At 55.3% G+C, this 23,330-nt stretch carries 22 protein-coding genes, 2 tRNA genes and 1 pseudogene; 9 read left to right on the top strand and 16 right to left on the bottom strand.

The genetic code is table 11. From position 1 onward, the window contains the following. Positions 1–10: 10 nt before the first annotated feature. Positions 11–1,243, bottom strand: a complete 1,233-nt coding sequence (gene wecC / locus CKV99_RS02680; RefSeq protein ID WP_092260901.1) for a UDP-N-acetyl-D-mannosamine dehydrogenase — start codon at positions 1,241–1,243, stop codon at positions 11–13. A 182-nt stretch (positions 1,244–1,425) separates the two neighbouring features. Here wecC and CKV99_RS02675 point away from each other — a divergent pair, with 182 nt between their 5' ends. Next, positions 1,426–2,265 carry a hypothetical protein gene (locus CKV99_RS02675; RefSeq protein WP_092260863.1) on the top strand — a complete coding sequence of 280 codons (840 nt, stop codon included), beginning with the start codon at positions 1,426–1,428 and terminating at the stop codon, positions 2,263–2,265. A 46-nt stretch (positions 2,266–2,311) separates the two neighbouring features. Here the strand turns inward: CKV99_RS02675 and CKV99_RS02670 are convergent. Continuing rightward, positions 2,312–2,385, bottom strand: a tRNA-Ile gene (locus CKV99_RS02670). A 233-nt stretch (positions 2,386–2,618) separates the two neighbouring features. Here CKV99_RS02670 and CKV99_RS02665 point away from each other — a divergent pair. Beyond that, positions 2,619–2,691 (top strand) — tRNA-Asn (locus tag CKV99_RS02665). Between the two features lie 55 nt (positions 2,692–2,746). Continuing rightward, positions 2,747–3,949: a multidrug effflux MFS transporter gene (locus tag CKV99_RS02660; protein WP_092260865.1), complete on the top strand. Its 1,203-nt coding sequence runs from the start codon at positions 2,747–2,749 to the stop codon at positions 3,947–3,949. On the opposite strand, the gene wecB is transcribed toward CKV99_RS02660, so the two are convergent. Both wecB and CKV99_RS02650 read right to left on the bottom strand, forming a co-directional pair. Then, a complete protein-coding gene (gene wecB / locus CKV99_RS02655) occupies positions 3,946–5,079 on the bottom strand; it encodes a non-hydrolyzing UDP-N-acetylglucosamine 2-epimerase (protein WP_092260903.1) in 1,134 nt (377 codons plus the stop codon). The two genes, CKV99_RS02660 and wecB, sit on opposite strands and share 4 nt — an antisense overlap. Before the next feature lie 167 nt (positions 5,080–5,246). Continuing rightward, on the bottom strand, positions 5,247–6,137 hold the full coding sequence (locus tag CKV99_RS02650; protein WP_231910148.1) for a YwiC-like family protein: 891 nt from the start codon (positions 6,135–6,137) through the stop codon (positions 5,247–5,249). A 100-nt stretch (positions 6,138–6,237) separates the two neighbouring features. Between CKV99_RS02650 and CKV99_RS02645 the strand changes: the two genes are divergently transcribed. Further along, positions 6,238–6,483 carry a hypothetical protein gene (locus tag CKV99_RS02645; RefSeq protein WP_092260867.1) on the top strand — a complete coding sequence of 82 codons (246 nt, stop codon included), beginning with the start codon at positions 6,238–6,240 and terminating at the stop codon, positions 6,481–6,483. Between the two features lie 16 nt (positions 6,484–6,499). Here CKV99_RS02645 and CKV99_RS02640 read toward each other — a convergent pair whose 3' ends face one another. The 3 genes from CKV99_RS02640 to CKV99_RS02630 all read right to left on the bottom strand — a co-directional run bounded on the left by CKV99_RS02640 (position 6,500) and on the right by CKV99_RS02630 (position 8,762). Further along, a complete protein-coding gene (locus CKV99_RS02640; protein WP_092260869.1) occupies positions 6,500–7,459 on the bottom strand; it encodes a Ppx/GppA phosphatase family protein in 960 nt (319 codons plus the stop codon). Next, positions 7,456–8,025: a DUF501 domain-containing protein gene (locus CKV99_RS02635; protein ID WP_092260871.1), complete on the bottom strand. Its 570-nt coding sequence runs from the start codon at positions 8,023–8,025 to the stop codon at positions 7,456–7,458. Before CKV99_RS02635 ends, CKV99_RS02640 begins: the two co-directional genes overlap by 4 nt. 101 nt (positions 8,026–8,126) lie before the next feature. After that, entirely contained in the window at positions 8,127–8,762 is a 636-nt protein-coding gene (locus CKV99_RS02630) for an FtsB family cell division protein (RefSeq protein WP_092260873.1), read from the bottom strand. A 451-nt stretch (positions 8,763–9,213) separates the two neighbouring features. On the opposite strand from CKV99_RS02630, the gene CKV99_RS02625 reads away from it, so the two are divergent. Both CKV99_RS02625 and CKV99_RS02620 read left to right on the top strand, forming a co-directional pair. Then, positions 9,214–9,891, top strand: a complete 678-nt coding sequence (locus CKV99_RS02625) for a CPBP family glutamic-type intramembrane protease (protein WP_157728351.1) — start codon at positions 9,214–9,216, stop codon at positions 9,889–9,891. A 168-nt stretch (positions 9,892–10,059) separates the two neighbouring features. After that, the gene (locus CKV99_RS02620) at positions 10,060–10,677 is read left to right on the top strand and encodes a hypothetical protein (protein WP_092260877.1); all 618 of its coding nucleotides are present in this window, start codon (positions 10,060–10,062) and stop codon (positions 10,675–10,677) included. 89 nt (positions 10,678–10,766) lie between these two features. Here the strand turns inward: CKV99_RS02620 and CKV99_RS02615 are convergent, their stop codons facing one another. The 5 genes and pseudogenes from CKV99_RS02615 to CKV99_RS02590 form a co-directional block, all read right to left on the bottom strand. Further along, positions 10,767–11,246 carry a hypothetical protein gene (locus CKV99_RS02615; RefSeq protein WP_092260879.1) on the bottom strand — a complete coding sequence of 160 codons (480 nt, stop codon included), beginning with the start codon at positions 11,244–11,246 and terminating at the stop codon, positions 10,767–10,769. Continuing rightward, positions 11,246–12,610 (bottom strand): AAA family ATPase, encoded by a 1,365-nt coding sequence (locus tag CKV99_RS02610; protein ID WP_092260881.1) that lies wholly within the window; start codon positions 12,608–12,610, stop codon positions 11,246–11,248. The genes CKV99_RS02615 and CKV99_RS02610 overlap by 1 nt, the downstream gene beginning before the upstream one ends. Positions 12,611–12,665: 55 nt before the next feature. After that, positions 12,666–12,803, bottom strand: a pseudogene (locus tag CKV99_RS15045) (DUF3800 domain-containing protein); the annotation flags it as partial. Between the two features lie 1,039 nt (positions 12,804–13,842). Continuing rightward, entirely contained in the window at positions 13,843–15,120 is a 1,278-nt protein-coding gene (gene eno, locus CKV99_RS02595) for a phosphopyruvate hydratase (protein ID WP_092260885.1), read from the bottom strand. A gap of 109 nt (positions 15,121–15,229) precedes the next feature. Further along, positions 15,230–16,036: a lytic transglycosylase domain-containing protein gene (locus CKV99_RS02590; protein ID WP_092260887.1), complete on the bottom strand. Its 807-nt coding sequence runs from the start codon at positions 16,034–16,036 to the stop codon at positions 15,230–15,232. A 213-nt stretch (positions 16,037–16,249) separates the two neighbouring features. Here CKV99_RS02590 and CKV99_RS02585 point away from each other — a divergent pair, with 213 nt between their 5' ends. Then, positions 16,250–16,669, top strand: coding sequence for a hypothetical protein (locus tag CKV99_RS02585; protein WP_092260889.1), 420 nt, complete (start codon positions 16,250–16,252; stop codon positions 16,667–16,669). Positions 16,670–16,716: 47 nt separating this feature from the next. On the opposite strand, the gene CKV99_RS02580 is transcribed toward CKV99_RS02585, so the two are convergent. The 3 genes from CKV99_RS02580 to dnaG form a co-directional block, all read right to left on the bottom strand. Next, entirely contained in the window at positions 16,717–17,325 is a 609-nt protein-coding gene (locus tag CKV99_RS02580; protein WP_231910147.1) for a MazG nucleotide pyrophosphohydrolase domain-containing protein, read from the bottom strand. 155 nt (positions 17,326–17,480) lie between these two features. Continuing rightward, on the bottom strand, positions 17,481–18,407 hold the full coding sequence (locus CKV99_RS02575) for a hypothetical protein (protein ID WP_157728349.1): 927 nt from the start codon (positions 18,405–18,407) through the stop codon (positions 17,481–17,483). 307 nt (positions 18,408–18,714) lie between these two features. Beyond that, a complete protein-coding gene (gene dnaG, locus CKV99_RS02570) occupies positions 18,715–20,604 on the bottom strand; it encodes a DNA primase (RefSeq protein ID WP_092260895.1) in 1,890 nt (629 codons plus the stop codon). 64 nt (positions 20,605–20,668) lie between these two features. Here dnaG and CKV99_RS02565 point away from each other — a divergent pair, with 64 nt between their 5' ends. Then, positions 20,669–21,133, top strand: coding sequence for a ribonuclease domain-containing protein (locus tag CKV99_RS02565; protein WP_092260897.1), 465 nt, complete (start codon positions 20,669–20,671; stop codon positions 21,131–21,133). Further along, positions 21,126–21,377 carry a hypothetical protein gene (locus tag CKV99_RS02560; RefSeq protein WP_092260899.1) on the top strand — a complete coding sequence of 84 codons (252 nt, stop codon included), beginning with the start codon at positions 21,126–21,128 and terminating at the stop codon, positions 21,375–21,377. Before CKV99_RS02565 ends, CKV99_RS02560 begins: the two co-directional genes overlap by 8 nt. Positions 21,378–21,691: 314 nt before the next feature. Here the strand turns inward: CKV99_RS02560 and CKV99_RS02555 are convergent, their stop codons facing one another. Continuing rightward, positions 21,692–23,026: an IS256 family transposase gene (locus CKV99_RS02555; protein WP_197697175.1), complete on the bottom strand. Its 1,335-nt coding sequence runs from the start codon at positions 23,024–23,026 to the stop codon at positions 21,692–21,694. Between the last annotated feature and the right edge of the window lie 304 nt (positions 23,027–23,330).

Genomic DNA, 23,330 nt, shown 5'->3' with positions numbered 1-23,330 from the left:
CCTTTCCGGGCTAACCACGCCACAACCCTTTAGTATCAATCACATGCTTCCCTGCTAGCAGCGCGGGATCCACAGCGCGAAATTCCTTATGGTCCACCAGTAGCAACACAATATCGGCTGCGGCAATGCCACTGGCAACATCCTGTTTTCTCACATTGGGGCGAGCAGCCAAGAACGCGGGAAGCTCGGTGACGTTCGGCTCAACCACACGAATATCTAGGCCCGGGTGGCGCAACACCAGCTCACTGACAATATTCAGCGATGGAGATTCGCGTAAATCATCGATATCATTTTTAAAGGCAATACCCAAGGCAGTCACCACAGCATCCGGCTGCTGCTTTAATAGAGCCTCAACTTTCGCCAATACATATTTAGGTTTGTCATCATTAACTTCACGTGCGGTGCGGATCAAGCGCGCATTCTCTGGGTCGGCAGAAACAATGAACCACGGGTCAACAGCAATGCAGTGACCTCCCACACCAGGGCCAGGCTGCAGAATATTGACTCGAGGATGATGATTAGCCAACTCAATGAGCTCCCACACATCAATATCTAAACCATCACAAATCTGCGACAACTCATTTGCGAAAGCAATATTGACATCGCGAAAGGAATTTTCCGTCAGCTTTGCCATTTCTGCTGTTTGCGCATTAGTGTGCAGGAGCTCTGCGGTGCAGAAAGCACCATAAAGCTGTGCGGCAGCCTTGGTCGACGTCGGGTTGAGGCCACCGATAATACGGTTATTGCTTTCCATTTCCTCCATGATTTTCCCAGGCAACACACGCTCTGGGCAGTGCGCCACATAAATCGCGTTGGCGGCATGCTCATCAAGGGAAAGATCTGGGCGCTTGTCGACGAGAAACTGCGCCAACCTTTCAGTGGTTCCCGGCGGAGCTGTGGATTCCAAAACGACAAGGGCACCGGGTCGCAGAAAGGGGGCAACCGCTTCAGCAGCTTCTTTGATGTAACGTATGTCAACCTTATGTTCTTCAGAGAAGGGGGTGGGAACGCAAATAATATAAGCATCTGCTTCCACATGAGTCGTTTGCGCAATGAGTCGCCCCGAAGCCGTGACGTTACCTAAAAGTTGGTCAAAACCAGGCTCATAAAAAGGCACCACTCCACGATTAATGCAGGCCACAGTGCTATCGTTGGTATCTACACCAACCACGCTGATGCCTTTGGAGGCGATGAAGGCTGCGGTAGGAAGACCAATGTACCCCAGGCCGATAACGCTCACCATGCTCTGAACATGAAAAGACTCAGGTGCGCGCTTCAAGGCTCCCTCGGAGGTAATTTCCTGCTGGTTCACCGTATTTTCGCCTTCCTATAAAATGTGCTTGCATTAGTTTACCCGGCAACGTACGGTTTCCCACAGCGCGAAGGGGCATACTAAGGCTGGTGTCGCCGACTAGGATGCTATCTATGCCAATTGTCAGAAACTATTCGCGTTATGGGGATATCACAATTTTCCATCGAGGCCTCGACGAGTTTCTCACCGCCCCCGTGATTGCTGGGTGTCATAGCATCTCCTATGGCGACTATCTCCTGGATCTCCGAGTTGTCGATCGGGGTTCTGCCACCACCATCGTATGTTTTCACGCCGCCATCAACCCTGAACAAACTACCCTTCCCATCTTCGTTGGGGCTCAAATTACCGAATTCTCTGGGGCTAACGTTATATACGTTTCTGAGCCAGCACTGGATTATGGAGTAAATATAGGCTGGTATGCAGGAGACAACCAGCGCAGAGTGCAATCCGACCTTGTGCGCGTATTTTCACACGCAATCGACGCCTTGGACTCAAAGCATCTTATCTTTTACGGATCCTCCGCCGGGGGTTTTGCTGCCCTGTTCTATTCACACCGCTTCTCTGGCTCTTTAGCAATTGTTGCCAACCCGCAGACCAATATCGTTCACTACCACGAAGAACAAGTACGGCACTATGTGGATACCTGCTGGGAAGGCGTCGTACCGCCACAATCGACAGCAGTGTTCAATGTCGCTGAGCTATATTCGGGCGGCTTCCCCAACCACGTGGCCTATCTGCAAAATAAACACGATGACTTTCATCTTGAGCATCATTTCACCCCCTGGCAGAAAGCATGTGCCTCCTGGCACGGAACGCATTGGAAAGCACTGATAGGCGATTGGGGTGATGGCCACTCCGCTCCCCCACAAGTACTCCTGCAGGGGACCCTGGCGTATGCAGCTGAAGCTGCTGGTGATTGGGATAGTTTCCTTACTGACCCTGAATTCAGCTAGCAGCATCGAGGATGGGGCCAGCGGAGTTGTGGGGCCAGCGGAGTTGTGGGGCCAGCGGGGCTCGAACCCGCGACCAATGGATTATGAGTCCACTGCTCTAACCGACTGAGCTATAGCCCCTCCCACGTTTTCACGCTGCCAAGCAGTATAACTGCCTACCACACAAGAGTAAGAATCGGACCACACCTTAACGCATTCACAAGGCTGCGGGACCCCATCTACGCGGATACAGAGACGCCGATCCCACCTATTACGAAGCCATCTTTATCGCTTTGAAGTGGCGATTTGTAATCAATCCTCGCTTCAGGCTAGAGTAACTATTCGTTGCACAGAGCACGATAGCAACAAACTATTCCCCTATAGCTCAGTTGGCAGAGCATTCGACTGTTAATCGAAAGGTCACTGGTTCGAGCCCAGTTGGGGGAGCAAATCACCCGGAGCGGAAACGCTTCGGGTTTTTCATACTGCTAAGGTCCGCCTCATGAACAAGCAAGCGCAAAGCATCCCCACCCCCATCCTGCTCACACTTGCGCTGTGCAGCGGCTTCTCCCCTTTCGCGATTGACACCTACATTGCGGGACTTCCCGAAATTACTGAAGATCTGCAAACTACCGCCTCATTGACGCAGGCCACTCTCACAGGCTTCCTGTTAGCCCTTGGGCTGACGCAACTGGTTGTTGGGCCGTGGTCAGACCAATTTGGCCGACGCAAGCTAATGCTCGTCGGCTTGTTCGGGGCAACAGTGGCATCGGTGGCGTGTGCTCTCGCACCAAATATTTGGGTGCTGATAATCGCCCGGATTCTCCAAGGCGGTTTCGGTGCAGCAGGCGTTGTCCTCGCACGCGCCGCTGTGGGCGATCTCGGCCAAGGAATAGGCGTGGCAAAAGCCTTCGCGATGTTGATGTCCATCCAGTCCTTAGCGCCCCTTGTCGCACCGATCGTAGGTGGTCTCATGATCCCTTCCCTGGGTTGGCGCAGCGTGTTCTGGTTCTTGGCAGCACTAGCCGCCATCATGTTTGTCAGCGTGTTCTTCCTCGTCCCCGAAACACTACCGGAAAGTGAACGCAGTTCCGGGGGCGTGAAAGCGTCGTTACGCGACATCCGAGTGCTGTTGAACAACCCAACATATGTGGCACCGCTTACCGTGTTTGTTGCCACGTTCGCGGTAATGTTCGCCTACATCGCGGCCTCTCCTTTCGTCCTTCAGCGCATCGGATCCTTGGGGCAGGTGGCTTACTCGGTAGTATTCACCGTCAACGCACTAGGACTATTCCTCATGAACCTGGTGAGCCGAGCGCTGGTACCGAAAGTGGGGCCGGTTCGCTTAACACAAGGAGGTGTCGTACTCTCCGTAGTCTCCGTCGTGTGGCTGGGGCTTGGAGTAATCGCGTTCGATACCGCTTCCTGGGCGATGATTCCAGGTTTCTTCGGTGTTGTCACTGCGGCCGGAATCATCTTGCCAAACGCCTCGGCTCTCTGCATTGAAGCCTCTGCTGACCGCCGTGGCGCAGGCTCTGCATTAATGGGAGCCGTCCAATTCAGCTTCGCCGCGATCATCGCTCCACTGACAGGTATCGGCGACGGCACTACGGCCGTGCCCATGCTCATCGTGATGGCGGTAGGTGCAGTGGCCCAGACGGTATTCCTGCGCAGTCTCATAGCACGGCACAGGGTGTTATCCTAGATCTCTGGCGAAAACTCACCGATGCGTTCACCAATGCCAACCAACTGGGCAATTGCAGCAATCGAGCGTGCTGCAGCCTGCCCGTCGCCATACGGGTTCACCGCATTCGCCATGGCTTTATAGGCAGCTTCCTGGTCAAGCAGGTTGGATGCTTCCGCCACAATGAGCTGACGGTTCGTTCCTACCAGCTTCACGGTGCCTGCCACTACTGCCTCAGGGCGCTCAGTATTCTCGCGCATGACCAAGACTGGCTTGCCCAGCGCTGGCGCCTCCTCCTGCACGCCGCCAGAATCAGTCAGCACAAGGTGGGAGTTCTTCATCAGGGACGTGAACTGGTCATACGGCAGAGGATCCGTGATAGTGACGTTAGCCAGTTCTTCCACCTCAGGCAGCACCGCATTACGCACCTTCGGGTTGAGGTGCAATGGGAGCACAAACTGGTGGTCCTGGTACTTCTTCGCCAAATCCTGGACAGCACCACCAATCTCAGCCATCGCATCGAGATTTTCGCGGCGGTGGGTTGTCACAAGCACGATGCGCTGGCCCCCATCGACAACCTCTTGCAAGCTCTGATCATCAAACTTCACGTCCCAGGTGGTAGCCTTGAGCAGCGCATCGATCACGGTGTTACCCGTCACCACGATGTCCTTGGAGCGGAAGTTCTCCTTACGCAGGTTCTCGCGCGCCTCCGGCGTGGGGGCCAAATGCAGGCTTGCCACCTGCCCAATAAGGCGGCGGTTCGCCTCTTCCGGAAACGGCGAATGGATATTGCCCGTACGCAAGCCTGCCTCGAGATGGACAACGCGTACACCACGATTGAATCCGGCAAGCGCGGCAACCATCGCAGTCGAGGTATCGCCTTGAGCGATGATCACATCTGGATCATCTTTCTCAATCACCTTGTCCAGGCCGATCAAGGCACGAGACACCAACTCGTTAAGGCTCTGTCCATCCTTCATCAACGCTAGATCATGGTCCGGTGTAATGCCGAACATCGAGTTCACCTGCTCCAGCATCTCCCGGTGCTGGCCGGTGGAGACGGCGATTGATTCAAAACGATCATCCCTTTGCAAGCGGGCGATAACTGGCGCAACCTTAATGGCCTCGGGGCGAGTGCCATAAACGGCCATAACCTTAGTCTTCACTGAGGACACGGGAGCTCCTATGCGCTAGCAATGCAATTCAGTTGATATTACAACTAACATACACCGCCGACACAACACGCGCCACACCAAGCTACACATCTTCGCTACCTAATAGGAAGAAATTCTTTAAGCGGCGCAACTAAAACAAGCACCTATACAAACGCGGCAAGCACGCCCACACACGCGACGAGAAGCAGCGGAACCTCAGCCATACCCACATCTCTAGCCGTCCAAGAGCGCCCCGAAGCCACAGAGCGCGGCAACCACCACGCACGAAACAGGGCCATCACCATGGTGGCCAATATAAACAACGTGGCCACCACACCCGGCTGGCCCCACACCACCACCAGCACCACTACACCCAACGCCACAGCGTGGTAAATCACCGAAAACCAATACATCTTCGCGTTACCCCGCTCGCGAATCATGGTCTTCACCATAGGGATCGTGCCAGAGAAGTAAAGAGCCAAGAAGATAGCAGCACCCCAGGCCGCCGGTGCAATATTACCGATGGTGGTGCCCTCACCACTCATGCTCAGCACCGGCACAAGAAGGGCAGAAGCGATAGTCGTCGATACGCCCGAGACCATCGAGCGCGCCCTCCCTTGCAGTGTTTCCCACACCGCGATAGCTACCAGTGGCCCAAAGAACACAGCCCACCACACCAACTGCGGCTGGGCCACCAGCGCCACGACGATGCCGACCAGGGAAACAGAACCATAAACAACCACCGGAGGGGCATACTGCTTCTTCCTACCCCGGGTACGCGCCTTCGCCACCAAACCAAAAGCAAAAAATGCACAATAGCCGAAGAACCAGGCCACCAGGACGGCAGGTACAGCAACAAGGCGGTGCCAGGAAAGGTCGTCGGCACGCACCATGGCGCTGATCGCAGCGACCGTACCCAACACGGCCGGGGAAATCAGCATCGCCCACGCGCCATGCTGGTTAGGCACCCATGGGCTAATACCACGCCTCCGCTTCTTGCCCCTGGGGCGGGAATTGCGGGCACTGGGGCTGGTGTTAGCTTCGGTAATACTCACACAGGTCACTCCTTGACGGGCACGGCCACCGTTGAATCAAACTTTCGGATGATTCACCTCACTTTAACAGCAGCAGGGCCAATGTCTGTATCATGGCAGCATGATTCAATTCGTCGTCGGAGCAGCTGCCGGTTACGTGCTCGGCACGAAAGCAGGCCGCAAGCGCTACCACCAAATCAAAGAGGCCACCGCCAAAGCCGTCAACTCGCCGGTGACCAAACAGGTGGTGCGCTCCACCCGCAAAGCCCTCGCAGACCGCCTGGACCCCAACCCGCGCATGAAGGAAGTCAAAAACCTGCGCAAGGGCAAAGGTGGCGACCAAATCCTCGAACCAGACGAGGACTGACGCTCGTAAACTCGCGTCAGGCGGATAGCTGCTCTGAAAGCTGGGCCACGATCCCGTCGAGAATGTCTTTCTCACTGATCACGAACCGGCCCACCCCGGTCAGCTCCTCAATCCGGCTCATAATCTCCTCAACGATCACACTGCCAGACCCAATCACATCCGCCCTGCCCGGATGAATCACCGGGTGCGCCGCACGCGCATCCGAAGGTGTTGCTACCAGCTGGCGAGTAATCAGCCGCAGTGCTTGGAAATTGAGCTGGCTCATATGGATCTCACGCGGATCATACTCCTCAAGCCCCTGGGCCAGCGCAGAAATCGTCGTAAAGGTGCCAGCACACCCCACAAACGTGCGCGCCTTCGCAAAAGGCACCAGTGTGGTGGTTTCGTCGAGACGCTCATGAATATAATCGCGAGCAATGTCCTGCTCACTATCCGTCGGCGGGTCCGTGAGCATCATCCGCTCCGTTAAGCGCACACAGCCCATCTGCGTGGAATGTGCTCCCAAGATTTCGCCGTCGTGCGTGCCGACGATAAACTCCGTGGAACCCCCACCCAAATCGATCACGCAAAACGGGCCCTGCTCAGCCGGGATGTCATAGGTGGCGCCGCGGAATGACAGAGCTGCCTCCTCTTGTCCACTGATCACCTCAGCCTGGGCTCCTGGCTGAATACGTCCGAGCAGGTCTGCAGTCATATCGAAGAACTCGTCGCGGTTCGAGGCATCGCGCGTCGCACTCGTAGCCACCATGCGCACCGTGCGAACATTCTCAAACTCCATCAAGTTGACATAACGCTCCAGCGCCCGGCGGGTGCGTTCAAGGGCTTCGGGGTGGAACTCGCCGGTAGCATCCACACCCTGGCCTAAGCGGACGATCTCCATCTCACGAGCGATCTCCTTATGAGTATCTCCGGAGACGTCGCTGATCAACAAACGCAGCGAGTTAGTCCCGCAATCCACGGCTGCAACGCGGGTCATAGCAGCTCCTCCCCCGTGGTGAGTTTGGTGTGCTCGTTAACGGCCTGGGTAATGCCCAGCTGGTCTGCGGTAGGCCAGTCCTGCGGAATGGCTGTGCCACGCAGCTCTGGGGTGTGGTCAGCGGCCAGCGCTACTGCTTCAGTGCCCAAACGGAAATGGTCCGGGCCTTCTGCCAGGGCGTAGGCGATCAACACGTGCAAGCACTTCACCCGGTCTGGCATCCCACCGCCGGAAAAATCAGTGCCTAAGTCCTCGAGCTTGTTGCGCTCAGCAAGGTAGTGCTGATGGGCAGCCAAGTAATCGCTAGCAAGCGCTGCATCAGTGGAAAGGCGGGCCTCCATCCACTTCATCACTTGTGCTACCTCCAGCCGAGATGCCTCGGCCGTTAGGCGTGGGTCCGTAAGGTAATACAAGGTAGGAAATGGGGTGCCGTCCGGCAGCTGCGGCGCCGTTTTCACCACCGCTGGTTGGCCATCCGGGGTGCGATAAGAAATCTCCACCACCCCGCGAGCCGGGCGGCCCAGCTGCTCTTTAATAATGTCTAGATCTGCTTGCGCGACAGTCATGCCCGTAATCGTACACAGCCAGCACTGCGGCGAATACTGAGGCGAGCACTGGTACTTACCGTGACCAGCTCGTGGAGCTAGAGCTTCTCGGCTGGGGCTTCTTACGGTTGCGCCGACGTCCGCGGGATCTCACTCTGGGGTGCGGCAGGGGCATCGTCGATAAGCGAACTCGGATCCGCCAACGAATCCCACGCCACCTCGGCCCACGGGCGCGCAGGAGGGGCCGCACTTTCACGCTCGGTGGTGACGGCCTGGTCCTTATCCATACGCGGGTCAATGATGCGCCACGCCGTCTCACCAGGCTCCATCATGCCCAGGCGGCGGCGGGCCTCCTGCTTGATGTAGTCCTCATTGCTGTACTTGTTGATGTTATCGACTAGGTCATTGCGCTGCTGCTGCTTCGCAGCGATGGACTCGTTGAGGCGGTTGATCTCGCTGCGACCCTCGTAATAGGTGCGCATGGGTACCGCGATGGCGATCAGCACCACAAGCAGCACAGCGATGATCACGGCGATACCGATATAGTCGCCTTTCATGGACAGGCGGTTGGTGCGCTTGCTCTTGCGCTCGGCTTGCTGGGCCTTGCGGCGGGCATCACGGCTGGCCACCGGCACCTGGGTAGGTGTGTGGCGCGGGCGCTGGATGCGCGGGGTGCGCCCGCTGCCCTGGCTGCGCGGGGTATTCTCGCCGCGCTCTCCGCGCTCTCCGCGCTCTCCGCGTGATACTGATGTGGTCATAGTGAAAGTTTAGTGTACGCGTGCAAGGAGAGTTTCTGGTGTTCGGCGCGCACGGGGCGGGATAGGAGTTGGCGATCAGGCCAGGTACCGATAAAAGCTAGAAACCAAGGGCGTAAGGCCTACGGGATTTAGGTGGATCCCTCTCGATTCGGAGTTCAATCTGCACGCAACCGATCAAGAAACCTGCGACCCCATTGGTAATATGTCGATTTTCAGCGGAAAAATCGACATATTGAGCGGATGTGTCGATTCGGTGTACATATCGTGGCCTAAGCAATCCCTGAGCAATTTGCCTAGGATTTTCACCCGCCGTAAGATCAAGCCGACTATGGTTCTGAGACTACCTGCACTATTAAGAAGAACGCGCCGTTTGCTCTGGCCCCGACAAACAGACCGGCGGCTGCCCCACACCGCAATGACCTGGGGCGATCTCTGCACCCTCACAGGGATCATGTTCGGGCCAGCCATCGCCAGCTCTAGCTACAGCCTTCTTAGCTCACAAGACTCGATCGCGCCCACCGTGCCGGAATTCACAGCCCAGGACAATTGGCGAGCCCTCGGACTCCAGTCCCTCCAACTCGCAGGCGCAACCGCATATATCAGCCTGCGCAAAATCGACCTGCTCCCGTGGAACCTGCGCCCCACCTTGCGCGGCACCGCTATCGGGCTCGGCCTGTTCGCAGCGTGCGGAGTGCTTTTCGACGCCGCCTACACCGCTTATGGGCTGTTCACAAAATGCGAGGAAACCCACATTGAAGGTGCCGCCAAAGACGATGATGCAAGCGAGACGGCGGCGTCGATAAGCGTCTCCCCCTCGCTGATTGCCTATGCAATCCTCAACGGCTTCTATGAAGAGTTCTTCTTCCTTGTTCTCTGCCTGTCTTTGCCCACCAAAAGCACACGACTGCTCTACCTATATTCGGTGGTTGCGAGAACGGCCTTCCACACCTACCAAGGTTTATTTAACGCGGCGTTGATCGGAGCTGGCCTGGGGACTGTTTTTTACCTGGCTGCTGTGAGGTGCCCGGGCCAGCGGATTTATCCTTTTGTGCTTGCCCATGTGCTTGGAGATATCTTTGGTGTGGGAATCTACACGCTCCTGTTTCCGCAGGACAGCGGAAACCCCTAGGGGCGATCGGCAATGCATGATTGCTGACGCTTAGCGACTCGAGAGCCCGCCTTCATGGGTTCTGAAATTGTTTTAATTTTTTCTCAGACCCCTGTAACTTTTATCAGGTTTTTTATCGTCGACGGCACGGGCAATAGGCCCACCAGAAAACCGTACGAAAGGAAAACCATGAAACGCAACCTCCTCACCGGACTCGCAGCAGCAACCCTCACGCTAGGCCTGGTCAGCGCACCGGCTGCATTTGCCTACGAGCCAGGCACAGAACCCATCACCGAAGAAGAAATTGAGCAGGGACACTCTGAGATCTCCTTCGAATCTTCCGACGGCGCATATATTCTCCCAGAACAAACCCTAGAGTTCACAGCAGATTCGGTAGCTGAAGGTATCACAATCCGCAACGCATATGTTGAGCTTGAACCAGGTTTTACAAGCGCACAATGGACTATCAAGCGCTCTGTTAACGAAGAAGACCTGCCAGTACTGACCATCACTGCGCCGAAAGCACCTGAAGACCAGTTTGGCGAAACCCAAGAGTACGGCGAATACACCGTCCAAGTACGCACCTCCAACTGGAACAGTTACTCCTTTACCATCAACTTCGCACCAGAGTTGCCGGAGGTAGAGGAGCCAGAAAAGCCAGGCGAAGAGCCAGACTCCGCGGACGGACTCAGCAGTAATATAAGCGATGCCCTCCAGAGTAGCCAGGGCAGCCAGGGCAGCTCGGGCAGCAGCATCATAGATATCCTGAAGGACTTCTTCCAGAAGCTGCTCAACATCTTCCGCTAGCACGAAAAGCACCATGGCTTAAGAAACAAAACTGCGAAACCGCCTGGTCCGCCAGCAAGTGTGGCCCGGCGGGCCCGACCCCACTCGACCTATGTACGAGCATCAAGGCCATGGTCAAGCGTCCACACTTCCACTTCTCCCGGGATATCTTTCCTGGCAAAAATGTCCTTTTCGGTTAAAATACACAAATCCCCCGCTCCGACCTGCTGAACAGCCAGCTCAACATAACTCGAACCAGAAGATGCACCAGCCAGAAAAAGTTTGAGGAAATCCTTATCCCAATCGAAATCATGCAATAGCCACGGAGTTTTTCCGTCCACGACCTGTTGCAGGATAGCGCGGAATTTTTCCGCTATTTCCCGACGCATCTTTCCGTCAGGAAGGTGCGCTATGTGGTTTCCCGTCTCGATCACTGCAGTAATAGGAAGTATGAACTGTGCACCCTGTTGCCGATACAGCTTAAAGTCCTCGTTGACCTCTGCTCGGTCTTGATTCTTTCCAGGAACATTAAGAAGGTTGGTCAGAATGGAAGTATCGATGAACAAAATTGGAGGCTTGTTAACCGTCATTAGATACCCAGGAGTTCATCTAGTGCCGAATAATCTTGATTAGCAAGTGATTCGTCGATAAGCGTGCCTGCGGTAGCCGCCTCACCTAAGCTGCCCTGAGCGACTGCGGGAACATAGTTATCGAGCTCAACAAGCGGTTTGATCCTACTCCAGCCTGTTTCTGGATCGCGATATACCACGACCACGCTCCGATTTAATTCACCATCAATAGCATCAAGCAGCGCAGGCGAATGAGTGGTCAACAACATCCGCGTGCCTAAAGTCTCGTGGCTATCTCTCACCAGATCTAAAAGCAGACCAGTCTGAGATGGGTGCAAGCCGTTTTCAATTTCTTCAATGACAACGTGAGCAACCGGTTGATGCTTCTGTTCCCGATCGCTAGCCCCCTCAATAGAAAGCTGACTAGGGGGCAACTGTAGAGCGGTAGCAATAGCAATCAGACGCAATAAGCCATCGCTCATCTCTCTGGCAGGTGTACGCTGCGCGGAGCTATCGACGGCATTAACTCGCCTGCATAGCTTTTCCTGAAGGGCAATCATCACGTCCTGCAAATCAGATTCAACAAAATCGATCCCCACGACGGTTTCATCGGCCACTTCCTTCACTAATGACTCAATCTTGTTGAAAGCCTCTGGATCTTCTTCACGCATTTCCTTCAACGCAGCAGAAACGTTCTCGCCCGAACGACGAAGATCAACATCATATTCAGGGACAAATTCACGCATCAAATGTGGAACAGGATCTAGGTGAAATACCGACCGTAAGGCCATCCGCACCAGATTAACAGCGTCAAGCACGGACCTTTCAGCCCGGTTCTTGCCCGGGACATGCAATGGAATCTGGGTTAAAACCAACTTCGAATCCCTCATCATCTCAGAGGGGTTGCGCCCTTCCTTGCCGTTATAGATCTGAACATCGATGCCTACCTTCTGGCCAGAAGCTGGGTTCGTTTTATAAAGCGTAGCCCCAATCTCTCGTTTTCCGCTTTTTACCGCCGTACCCGGGCCTGTCAACTCTTCCGAAATAACCCGAAGATAATCATCAACGGCAATTTCGACATCAAAATTAAAATGGTCATCCCCAACAACAACCGTGCACCCTAACGCAAAAGAAGTCTCACCGTGTGGCGCACACCCGCTGGAGCGTCCCCGCACCGGCTTTCTTTGACTGCTACGCCCATCAAGCGAATCTGTTAGCTCATCGCCCTCCGCAAGTCGAGCCAAAACATCCAAAGCATCGAACGCGTTAGATTTTCCCGAGCTATTACGTCCAATGAGAAATGCCACGGGATCGAGAGGAAGAACCTCGTTGCGAAAAGATTTAAACGATGTCAGACGCAGTTCAGTGATTACGGGAGAAACCACAATCTCCTCCTTAAATTCGTTCCCACTCTATCAAATCTCCACTCTACAAATCGGCGACCCATTTGTACTTGGAGTTTTCGATGAACTGCCGGTCAATTGCCCTGGTTAGAAAAGCAACCACCCAGTCCGCGAACTGAACGTTGGACGACAATTGACTGTCGATGTGCATAGGTGGTTCAACAATCGAACGCATCCTTCAGGGATGACAAAAACCCTCAAGCCCTATCGTCCGCTAGGAATACGAGGAGGCCCCCTCGCGAACGAGGGGGCCTCTTGGAAAATGGGCAACGATGCGCCCTGCACAATGCAGACTACCACGAACCCTACAGTGATGTCGATTCCGCTGGAATATTCTAACAATTTAAAGTCTACTAAGAATATGGAATTTGATTTACGCAGTGCCGTTTTCGATCAAGGATCTCCGGCGAGAAACGGACAATACCTAGCCCATGCCAACGGTAATAAGTTTCTGGCAGCATCCTTATATGAGTGGAACGCAGAATTATCAGCCAGTTTCTCAAAAGACCTCGCGTTTGTGGAAGTCAGCCTCAGGCAGAAGATCGACACAGCACTAAGAGAGTGGAATAGACAGGGTGAACCAGGCGCCACGTGGCGCTGGATCGATCGCCCACGTGGAGACCTAGCTGCTCTGGATCCCCAGCGATAAGCGACGATACTTAGACAGAAGTGCTAGAAGAGCCCGGAGTAAACGAGCCCCCTCCCACCCCCGTAAAAATTCCGCAATCTCTCACGATGACCTTGTAGCCCAGATGACATTTGGTGACTGGAAACAGTTTCTCCCTCACACAAAGCCCGTCTCAAGTTCTGCTCCCGATTATCAAACAGAATTACAGAGGGAACAAAACCTTAGCCGCATCCGACACGAACTCTGGGACGCAAACATTCGAGACTCATTCCCCAACTTACAGGCCGATCCGAACGGACGCGGAGTCTATGACAGAGTAGACCGGATTCATGCTTTAAGAAACCGAGTCGCTCACGCTGAACACTTACTAACCGTCAATATCCCAGCACGATATAACGATATGGTTCAATTGCTCAACGCTATGGCCCCGCAACTTCGAGATCATTTCGAAGCAATCAGTACCACTCCACGGCTAAGCAACCTTCGACCACCAACCCCATAGAGAAACCGCCTGGGCCACACCCACAAGTGGGGCCCAGGCGGTCGTCGAAAAGCGCGCGTACTAAAGGCTGAAGATCCGAGAAGCTTAAGCCTTGAAACGTGGGAACGCCGAAGCACCAGCGTAGACAGCAGCCTCGCCAAGCTCCTGCTCAATGCGCAGCAACTGGTTGTACTTCGCCACACGCTCAGAACGCGCAGGCGCACCAGTCTTAATCTGGCCACAACCCCACGCCACAGCCAGATCCGCAATCGTGGTGTCCTCAGTCTCACCCGAACGGTGCGACATCATGCAGCGGTAACCATTGCGGTGGGCCATATCAACCGCGTCGAAAGTCTCGGTGAGAGTACCGATCTGGTTCACCTTCACCAGCAAAGCGTTCGCAGCCTTCTTCTCAATACCCTTTGCCAGGCGCTCAGGGTTGGTGACGAAGAAGTCGTCGCCGACGAGCTGAACCTTATCGCCCAGCTTCTCAGTGATGGTGACGTAGCCGTCCCAGTCATCCTCGTCCAATGGGTCCTCGATGGAGACGATCGGATAGTCGTCGACAAGCTCCTCGTAGACCTTGATCATCTCATCAGGGCTGAGCTGGCCGCCCTCGAAGTGGTACTTGCCGTCCTTGTAGAACTCAGAAGAAGCAACATCGAGTGCAAGAGCCACGTCCTTGCCTGGCTCAAAACCTGCCTTCTTGATGGCCTCCACGATCAAGTCCAAAGCCTCGCGGGTGGAGTCAACAGAAGGAGCGAAACCGCCCTCGTCGCCCAGACCAGTAGACAGGCCACGATCCGAGATCACCTTCTTCAGGTTGTGGTAGACCTCCGCACCCATGCGCAGCGCCTCAGAGAAAGACTCCGCACCAAGTGGGGCGATCATGAACTCCTGCACATCAACACCAGAGTCAGCATGCTCGCCACCGTTAACAATGTTCATCATCGGAACAGGCAGGATATGGGCAGTAGGGCCACCCAAGTAGCGGTAAAGAGGCAGGCCGGCGGACTCCGCCGCAGCCTTTGCCACTGCCATGGACACACCAAGGATGGCGTTAGCACCCAGGCGGGACTTGTTGTCAGTGCCGTCAAGAGCGATCATTGCCTGGTCGATGGCGCGCTGGTCATCAGCCTCGAAACCGGCAATCTCATCAGCGATTTCCTCGTTGACGTTCTCCACAGCCTTCTGGACACCCTTGCCCAGGTAACGGTCGCCGCCGTCGCGTAGCTCGTGGGCCTCGTGAGCGCCGGTCGATGCGCCGGATGGGACGCCAGCCAGGCCGGATGCGCCGTCGTCAAGCACGACACCAGCTTCAACGGTGGGGTTACCGCGGGAGTCCATGATCTCGCGTGCAAATGCATGAATAATGTCAGCCACTGAATTGTCTCCTCAAAGACTAGAAAAATGTTTTCCGTAAGCAATTGTTCCAGAAAACCGCGCCCGGTGGGTGCCTAGCGCCCATTTTAACCGAATGGTGTGATTATTATTACCGGATCGCGGGCTGCGGGATCGCATACGCGGCCGCAGCGTCACGAACCTTCACCGCATAATCGTTGGAATGGTTATAAGACAAGACGGCCTGCTGCCAGTCCTCCGGCACCGACAAGTCCCGCCCACCGGCACACAACAGGTTCGCAGCAGACAACGCAGCATCATCGATCTGCTGCGGCTCCGGCACACCATTGCCATTAGCATCACGGCCATACTTACTGAAAGACTCCGGAATAAACTGCATTGGGCCCACCGCACGGTCATACACAGTATCCCCATCAAGGAGGCCACCGTCAGTATCACGGATCTCTGCAAAACCAGGAGAACCATCCAACGCCGGCCCAATAATAGGAGGCGTTGCATAACCATTGGCGTCGAGACGCCCGCGCGTAAAAGCATCACCGGTATAAGTACCGTGGCGCGTTTCCACCCAACCAATACCCGCCAGCGTGTTCCACCGCAGATTGCACTGCGGCCACGCATCCTGCGCAATCAGCGCAGCATTGCCATAGGCACGGATCGCCTGCGGATCCACATTAGTAGCATCCGCGATCGGGGCAGCCCAGTCTGCCAGAAAATCTGCAGTACGGCCGGGGCCATGCACGTCGATAGGCGGAGGAGGAGTAGCAGCCTGCGGCGGGACATTGTCAGGCACAGGCTGCCACGAGCGCACCGTCGCCCCCGGCTGCAGCGTGGACAGAGCCCAACCCACCAGCGCTACCACCAGCACAATCGCCAAGACGACAGCGGTAATACCGGCGCAGCCGCAGCCCGCCGACACCCGCTTCGTCCGATCAGTCATGAGGGCTGATCATACCGGTTAGAACGCGCATCTAATAACCCTGAAAGCTTCAGCCACCACATCCCCAGCCACCTACCACCAAGTTGGCAGCGCACCGTACTCCACCGCCACACATTCCTGCTAAGGATTATGTCTGAAAGACCACAATAGTCACTTACCTTACTGTATGCTGGCGGTCAACCAATCCCATAACCCAAACAGGAGGACACCCTGATGGCAATCACAATCCGTATCGCAGCTGTAACCGCAGCAACCGCCCTCACAATCGGCCTGGCCGCACCCGCCAGCGCACAAACCAACGTGCTCAGCCTCATCAACACCATCAACAGTGGCATCGAAACAGTAGACTGTGGCACCCTCGAAGCCGGCCTGCGCGGCGTTGGGCTTATCGACGACAACACCACCCGCAGCGAACTAGTCAAGGACCTCAACAACCTAGTCGGTGACGACGCCTCCATCAAACTCATCTCCGCCCCCACCATCAACACCGTCGGCGACCGCGCACTCGAATGCAAAATCGTCAAAGCTGACCCAGTAACCCCAGTTGACCAGGCCATCGCGTTCTCCTCGCACATGTCCTCCCAGGTGGGCCTGCCAGAAATCCGCAACCTGCTGCCAGTACTCGGTCTCTAAAAATCCTGCACCCACTCAAGCCCCCGAGAACCTTCCCCTCAGGGGCTTTACTCTTTCTGCTTCGCCTCCTGCCACAACCGGTCCTGAGTCTCCTCATCCACAATGCCTGTAGAACCATCAAAGAAATACGGCGAACGCGAACGCATCTTATTAGTGAAGGACTCCGCCACATCACCAAAATCAAAAGCGCCTCGCCGTGAAGCAATCTCCGCGTGAAACAGCACCTGCAAAAGCACATCGCCTAGCTCATTGCACAGTTGATCGTCGTTAAGCCCCTGCTCGACAGCCTCGCAGAATTCCTGCGCCTCCTCGCGCAAATACGGCAGGAGCGACTCATGCGTCTGCGCGATCTCCCACGCACCACGATTGCGGGCGATACGCATCGTCTCCACAGCCTGCTGCACCTTATCCTGCCTACTGGGCACCTCAATGAGCGCCTCGCCACGCTGCCTCCGCTTGAGCACCTCCGGGGCCTGCGCATCCGTAGTCAGCAGCGTGCCCCAACCCGTCACCGAATCGCGCGCAGGTAGATCCGCCAACACCCACCGCACCGACACCGGCACCTCACCCGTGCAAGTTATCGGCGACTCCAGGCTGGAGACCACCCCCATCGGGATCTGGTCGGGCCACCGGGGATCTAACAAAATAACCGTCATGAACAACATCATATGCCTAAGCTGATTGGGAACCCGGCTTAGATGTAGAGCTTAGATTTTTTGAAGCAGTATCTCCTCGTGCGGTCGATGAATCTTCTCAAAACCGGGGTTTTTGACCCACTTTTGCGGGATTCATCGACCGGAATATGAGGTGACTATAATTGCACAGACCGAGCAGGCGGCTGAGAAGGCTCAGGATACATGTGCACCGCTTTCTCAACCATCTTCGTGAAGGTGCAACTCCCACTACCATTGAGCCTCATGTCCTGCCACTTCCCTCTCCTGATCACAAAACCACAATTCTGGATCAAATGCTCACGTATCCGCTCCTGCACCACAGTCTCCACAGGATCCCTGCCATAGACCATGGTGTACTTAGACCTGCCGTCAAGCTCCAACACCAAAAAACCATTAATCAAAATGTCGGCGTAATAGGTAATCGGGTACCCTCCCCCATCCCAGATCACAATCTTGACCTCATACTCAATGCTATGAATCCACGGATACTTGCCGGACAGCAAACGATACCGCCCAACTGACTCCAATGGACTACGCGTTGTCGGTTCACTCATTGCAATCATCTCCCGCAGCCCAGGAACACCGGTGTGAGAAGGCAGTTCCTTAAGAAGTTCCAACAAGTGCTCCTCCGTGAACCTCGGATCCTTTGCCCGCAGCATGTCAATGACAACCAGCGAATCAAGATCACCATATAACTTCTGAATATGCAGCAGCATGTGGATGGGAGGTACAAGCCGGAAACCGTGCACCGTTGAAATTTCACTCGACCTAACGTTTCCAGTGGTATAACGCCTTCTATACTTCCACCGCCCACGAGCTGGTGCGCTGACGTTATTGGGATGAATGAGATCTAAATAAGAGAGTGGAGAGAAAGTCTTGAGCCCGCGGATCCGCGCGGCAGCCAAGCCTGTGATTGAAGCAGAACGAATGCCGGCATGGTTGGCACGGATAAATTGCTCCTCAGGCAGGCTCAAGGTTCCGTCAGGGTTTCCAAAGATGGGTTTGGATAGAAGGTCGTTTAACTGGGCTTGTGTATTTATTGCTGTAGCTGTTTTTGAGTTCATACTCTCAGGATGACGCACTTTTACAGATCCCGAGGAGGAGAAATAAAATCTGTGGATAACTTAGAGTTATCCACAGCCCAAGTGCTCATTGCCGCCAGGTTGCGGTCGATGGATCCTGCAAAAGGTGGCCTAAAACCCTGGTTTTGAGAAGATTCATCGACCGGGACCGGGTGAGGGCTGGAGAGCTAGGCTGGAGGGCTAGGCAAGGGCTGGAGGGCTAGGCAAAGGCTGGAGAGCTAGGCAAGGGCTGGAGAGCTAGGCAAGGGCTGGAGAGCTAGGCAAGGGCTGGAGAGCTGGGGCAGCATCATCAGTTTCTGAAAGCCCGGTCATTGAGCTCGCGGCGGGCCTGCTCCAGAGCAACCAAGTCAGAGAACAGGGAGTTGTAGGCCACCGCATCATCAGAGGGGCGCATACGCTGCAGCTGGGACTTCAGCTGAGCAATCTGATCTCCCACCCGGGCCTCTTGCAGCCTGGAAAGCACAGAGTCTGCATAAATTTCGAGGTCATCGGCGTGGATGGGCTCTACTGCCAGCTCACTGACAAAGTTGCGGCCGGCCAAATCAAACATCTCACCTGTAACAGAAGCAAGCCAACCAGGCCCACCCTCGCCAGCATTTGAGGTACCACCTGCCCTACCAATAGCCTCCCTCACCTGTGAGTATGCACTATTAGAAAAAGCATCCGGGTTGATGCCATCAAAATAGTCACCTGCTAACGAGGGATACTGCAAAGCTAGCTTCAACGCCTCGCGCTGTGGCCACAGCACACTGTCTTCGGGGTCAGGCGCCACCAAGGAGGCTGGTTCAACCCCAGCAGGCTCTTCTGCAGCCTGGCGCAGAATCACCCGCTCGCGCTTCTTCGTGGGGTTCTTAGCTTCCTGGCGCACCTGGGCGAGCACTTCCACCGGATCCCACCCCACCCAGCCAGCAAGCTGGCGGGCATACTCGGCCTGCAACGCAGCATCTCTAATACCAGCAACAACAGGCACAGTTCTCCTGATCGCCTGCAACCTAGATTCCGCAGTATCCAAAGAATAAGCAGACAGCAGCGAGGTGATCACAAACTCAAACATGGGTACGCGAGAGGCAACCAAATCTCTTACAGCGGCATCGCCCCGCTCCAACCGCAAATCACACGGGTCCATCCCGTCAGGGGCCACAGCCACAAAAGATTGACCAGTAAATTGCTGATCGCCCTCAAACGCACGCATCGCGGCCTTCTGGCCAGCTTCATCACCATCAAAAGTGTAAATCAGCTCGCCACGGAAGTAATCGTCGTCAAGCATGAGCCTGCGGATCATCGACAGGTGATCTGCACCAAAAGCCGTGCCACAGGATGCCACAGCTGTAGTCACGCCGGCAGCGTACATCGCCATCACATCCGTGTATCCCTCAACCACCACAGTCTGGTGCTGGGCCGCAATGCTTTTCTTAGCCAGATCCAGGCCGAACAGCACCTTCGACTTGTTGTACAACATGGTGTCCGAAGTGTTCATGTACTTGCCCATTTTGTCGTCATCAAACAACTTGCGCGCACCAAAACCGATCACGTTGCCGGCCATGTCTTTAATCGGCCACAGCAAACGGCGGTGAAACTTGTCAATGGGCCCGCGCCGACCCATCGAGGACAGGCCGGCGTCGACAAGCTCCTTCGCCTCAAACCCCTTACGCAACAAGTGCTTAGTCAGCGTGTCCCAGCCGCCGGGCGCGTAGCCGCATTCGAAGGTGTAGATGATGTCCTGGCCGAAGCCGCGTCTGAGCAGGAAATCGCGGGCGGGCGCGGCATCCGGGGTTTCCAGCTGCTCGCGGTAAAACTCGTGGGTGGCCTTATTCGCGGCGATCAGGCGGGCGCGGGTGCCGGGCTTCACGTCGCGGGCACCGGTGGATCCGCCCTGGTAATTGATGTGATAGCCGATGGTCTCAGCAACAGACTCCACGGCCTCAGGGAAAGTGAGGTGCTCCATCTCCATCAAAAAGGAGAAGACGTCGCCGCCTTTGCCGGTAGAAAAGCAATGGTAGTAGCCGCGCGCGGGGCGCACGTGAAACGACGGTGTCTTCTCATCTTTAAACGGGGAAAGGCCCTTCATCGAGTCATGCCCCGCCGGTTTAAGCTGGACATATTCGCCCACAATCTCCTCAATGTGGGCACGCTCACGGATCGCCTCAATATCTGAATCCGGAATTCTGCCCTTTGCCATGGGCTTCATCCTATACCAGGGCGCTAATTCGTAATTGGGCAGATCACTTGGCACAATATTGACCATGTCTGACCCACAGTCTGACCCACAGCCCAACCAGAACCGGAGGACGAACAAGGCGATCCCCACCCTGGTCGCCGGTGCTATCATCGTCGCCGCAGGGATTTTTGGCATTGATCTCGCGCAGAACGACGCCCCGAGCCAGCAGGAGCAGCAGGGCCAGCCCAACGCGGAAACCGCCTGCCCGGTCGCCGACTTGCCTGCCGAAGCCGCAGACACCATCGAGGACATTTACCACGGCGGCCCGTTTGAATACCCGGACAATGACGGCAAGCACTTCGGCAACTATGAGGGCCGCCTGCCCGACCAGCACTCACATTATTATCGCGAGTACACAGTGGAAACGCCTGGTTTAGATCATCGTGGGGCGCGGCGTATCGTCACCGGCGGAGACTCTGCTGACAACCCCGAGGTGTTCTACTACACCGATGACCACTATGAGACGTTCTGCGAGGTCAACGATGCATAACCGCCGCTTCAACCCGGTGCTGGTCACCAGCCCTGTACGCTCGCGCGATGACCTCTACACGGCACTGGCCAATGTCCTATACCCGGCCTGCCGCCCCGCGCCCACGAATTTGGACGGGCTTGCGGACATGTTGCGGGAGTCCCGCGTCCGTCGGGTCATCGCTTCGCACTGGGAGCTTAACGACGATGACACCCGCCAGCTTTCCCGCGTCTTCAAAGATATGGGTGTGGAGCTGATGCGGTAGGGTGACCAAGATGGCACTGTGGGTTGCGTCGCCCAATCGCAGCTGTAGTAGGTTCGTGCTGCGTTAATGATGGCATTGGTATCAATCGGATACATAATCATCTCTTTCTTGTAGAAACTGATACCGGTAAGTCGCAGTGCTTCTGTCGGCAAGATAGTTCCCGCTGCCAGCTCATTGATCACTGGATTGAAGAGAGTTTCGTCGATACGCAGCCGGCGATTGTAACGAAAATCGCCACCCGATTCCTTGTCTTTTGATAGGGCCCGTAGCCGCGCTGCCTGAGGGTGTCAAGTTGTTTGTGTGTGGGGTTGATTTTATAGGTAGTTTTGGAAGCGGTCGGGGTAGGCTACGGACATTTGGTTGATGGCTTGTTTCCACCCTGCCACGCGTGCACCTTCTATGAGGCGTCCGGCTGTGGCAGCAACCTTTTTGCCTTCTTTGGCTCGTTTGGCGGCACGGCGATCTTCGATATTGCAGATCATCAACCACAGCGTCTTGACTGCGGATTCATCGTTAGTGAACTGCACCCTATTACGGGTGGCTTTACGTAGTTGATTGTTAAACGATTCAATCGAATTCGTCGTGTAGATCACCTTCCTCGCTGCTGGCGGGAACTGTAGAAACGGTATAAACCGATCCCACGCATCGCGCCACACTTTCACTGATTGCGGATATTTCTGCCCCAGCTCAGTTGCAGCAAAGTGTTCTAACGCTTGCGCTGCCTGGTCCTCATCAGCAGCGGTGTAGATCTGCTTTAAAGCCGCTGATACTGCTTTACGGTCCCCGTACGCAACCCACCGGTTGGCTGCCCTGATCAGGTGGACGATACAGGTTTGAACCATCGAGTTCGGCCAGGTCGCTTCGACTGCTTCTGGCAGGCCTTTCAACCCATCACAGCACACGATGAAAACGTCTTTAACACCCCGGTTAGCCAGGTGGGAACAGACCTGTGCCCAGAACGAGGCTCCTTCTTCTTTGGCAATCCAAATACCCAGGATGTGCTTAATACCGTCCATATCCACCCCGATAGCCAGATAAGCAGACTTGTTGACCACTCGCCCACCATCACGGACTTTGATACGCAGTGCATCGAGGAACACCACGGGGTAGAACTCATCTAGCTGGCGGCTTTGCCACTGCAGTACTTCGTCGAGCACTGCATCAGTAACCGCAGAGATCGTCTCATGCGACACATCGATCTTCAAGGCTGTGGCTAGGTGGTGTTGGATATCACGGATGGTCATCCCACCGGCATACAAACTAACGATCATGTCATCGACATCGGTCAGGCGACGTACTCCTTTAGGCACCATCGTCGGAACAAACGTCCCCTGCCGATCACGGGGCACATCAATGGTGACAGGCCCATAGTTAGAATCCACGGTCTTTGGATAGCTGCCATTGCGGTGGTTATCAGCCCGAGCAGCGTTTTTGGCTGCCCTGTCACCAGACTGATAGCCGAGGTGGACATCCATTTCCGCCTGCAATGCTGCCGATAGCGAGGCTTGCAGCATGCCCCTGACCAGTTCATTGGCATCCGTAGTAGAGGTTGCAAGCTCCTTGATGATTTTAGCTACCTCAGGATTGGCAAGCAGTTTCTCCTCAATAGCATCAATCCGAGCTTTATCCTCTGGATCACGTCGCGTCATAGTCGTCATTGTGGTTCATCTCCTCATGCAGGATCGGTATCCCACACACAAACCATCTGACACCATCCGCTGCCTCATCAGCGTATACGTCCTTAAAAACTTTCAAACTTATAAAGCAGCTGATTCTGTCAGCACCCCGAACACTGGCCCCACCAGACAACGTTCAAAAATACACAACATAAGCCACACATCGACGCTATCACCGACCGCCAACTTAGTCCGCCAAAACAGCCATACACAACAGTAAACACCCAAGTCAACAAGACTGAAACCGAAAACCCACAAAACCGTTGTAAAAGTCAGG

The sequence above is a fragment of the Corynebacterium cystitidis genome, from assembly GCF_900187295.1.
In the GTDB taxonomy this organism is placed as follows: Bacteria; Actinomycetota; Actinomycetes; order Mycobacteriales; family Mycobacteriaceae; genus Corynebacterium; species Corynebacterium cystitidis.
This window is presented reverse-complemented; position numbering and strand designations above follow the sequence as displayed.

What these genes read in the sequence shown, in the direction of transcription:
- CKV99_RS02675 (WP_092260863.1), top strand. Translation starts at nt 1,426, where the DNA reads ATGCCAATTGTCAGAAACTATTCGCGTTATGGGGATATCACAATTTTC.
- CKV99_RS02620 (WP_092260877.1), top strand. Translation starts at nt 10,060, where the DNA reads ATGAAACGCAACCTCCTCACCGGACTCGCAGCAGCAACCCTCACGCTA.
- CKV99_RS02575 (WP_157728349.1), bottom strand. Translation starts at nt 18,407, where the DNA reads ATGAACTCAAAAACAGCTACAGCAATAAATACACAAGCCCAGTTAAAC.
- CKV99_RS02580 (WP_231910147.1), bottom strand. Translation starts at nt 17,325, where the DNA reads ATGACGGTTATTTTGTTAGATCCCCGGTGGCCCGACCAGATCCCGATG.
- CKV99_RS02555 (WP_197697175.1), bottom strand. Translation starts at nt 23,026, where the DNA reads ATGACGCGACGTGATCCAGAGGATAAAGCTCGGATTGATGCTATTGAG.
- CKV99_RS02565 (WP_092260897.1), top strand. Translation starts at nt 20,669, where the DNA reads ATGTCTGACCCACAGTCTGACCCACAGCCCAACCAGAACCGGAGGACG.
- CKV99_RS02615 (WP_092260879.1), bottom strand. Translation starts at nt 11,246, where the DNA reads ATGACGGTTAACAAGCCTCCAATTTTGTTCATCGATACTTCCATTCTG.
- wecC (WP_092260901.1), bottom strand. Translation starts at nt 1,243, where the DNA reads ATGGTGAGCGTTATCGGCCTGGGGTACATTGGTCTTCCTACCGCAGCC.
- CKV99_RS02590 (WP_092260887.1), bottom strand. Translation starts at nt 16,036, where the DNA reads ATGACTGATCGGACGAAGCGGGTGTCGGCGGGCTGCGGCTGCGCCGGT.
- dnaG (WP_092260895.1), bottom strand. Translation starts at nt 20,604, where the DNA reads ATGGCAAAGGGCAGAATTCCGGATTCAGATATTGAGGCGATCCGTGAG.
- CKV99_RS02640 (WP_092260869.1), bottom strand. Translation starts at nt 7,459, where the DNA reads ATGACCCGCGTTGCAGCCGTGGATTGCGGGACTAACTCGCTGCGTTTG.
- CKV99_RS02660 (WP_092260865.1), top strand. Translation starts at nt 2,747, where the DNA reads ATGAACAAGCAAGCGCAAAGCATCCCCACCCCCATCCTGCTCACACTT.
- CKV99_RS02560 (WP_092260899.1), top strand. Translation starts at nt 21,126, where the DNA reads ATGCATAACCGCCGCTTCAACCCGGTGCTGGTCACCAGCCCTGTACGC.
- CKV99_RS02635 (WP_092260871.1), bottom strand. Translation starts at nt 8,025, where the DNA reads ATGACTGTCGCGCAAGCAGATCTAGACATTATTAAAGAGCAGCTGGGC.
- CKV99_RS02585 (WP_092260889.1), top strand. Translation starts at nt 16,250, where the DNA reads ATGGCAATCACAATCCGTATCGCAGCTGTAACCGCAGCAACCGCCCTC.
- CKV99_RS02630 (WP_092260873.1), bottom strand. Translation starts at nt 8,762, where the DNA reads ATGACCACATCAGTATCACGCGGAGAGCGCGGAGAGCGCGGAGAGCGC.
- wecB (WP_092260903.1), bottom strand. Translation starts at nt 5,079, where the DNA reads ATGGCCGTTTATGGCACTCGCCCCGAGGCCATTAAGGTTGCGCCAGTT.
- CKV99_RS02625 (WP_157728351.1), top strand. Translation starts at nt 9,214, where the DNA reads ATGTTCGGGCCAGCCATCGCCAGCTCTAGCTACAGCCTTCTTAGCTCA.
- CKV99_RS02645 (WP_092260867.1), top strand. Translation starts at nt 6,238, where the DNA reads ATGATTCAATTCGTCGTCGGAGCAGCTGCCGGTTACGTGCTCGGCACG.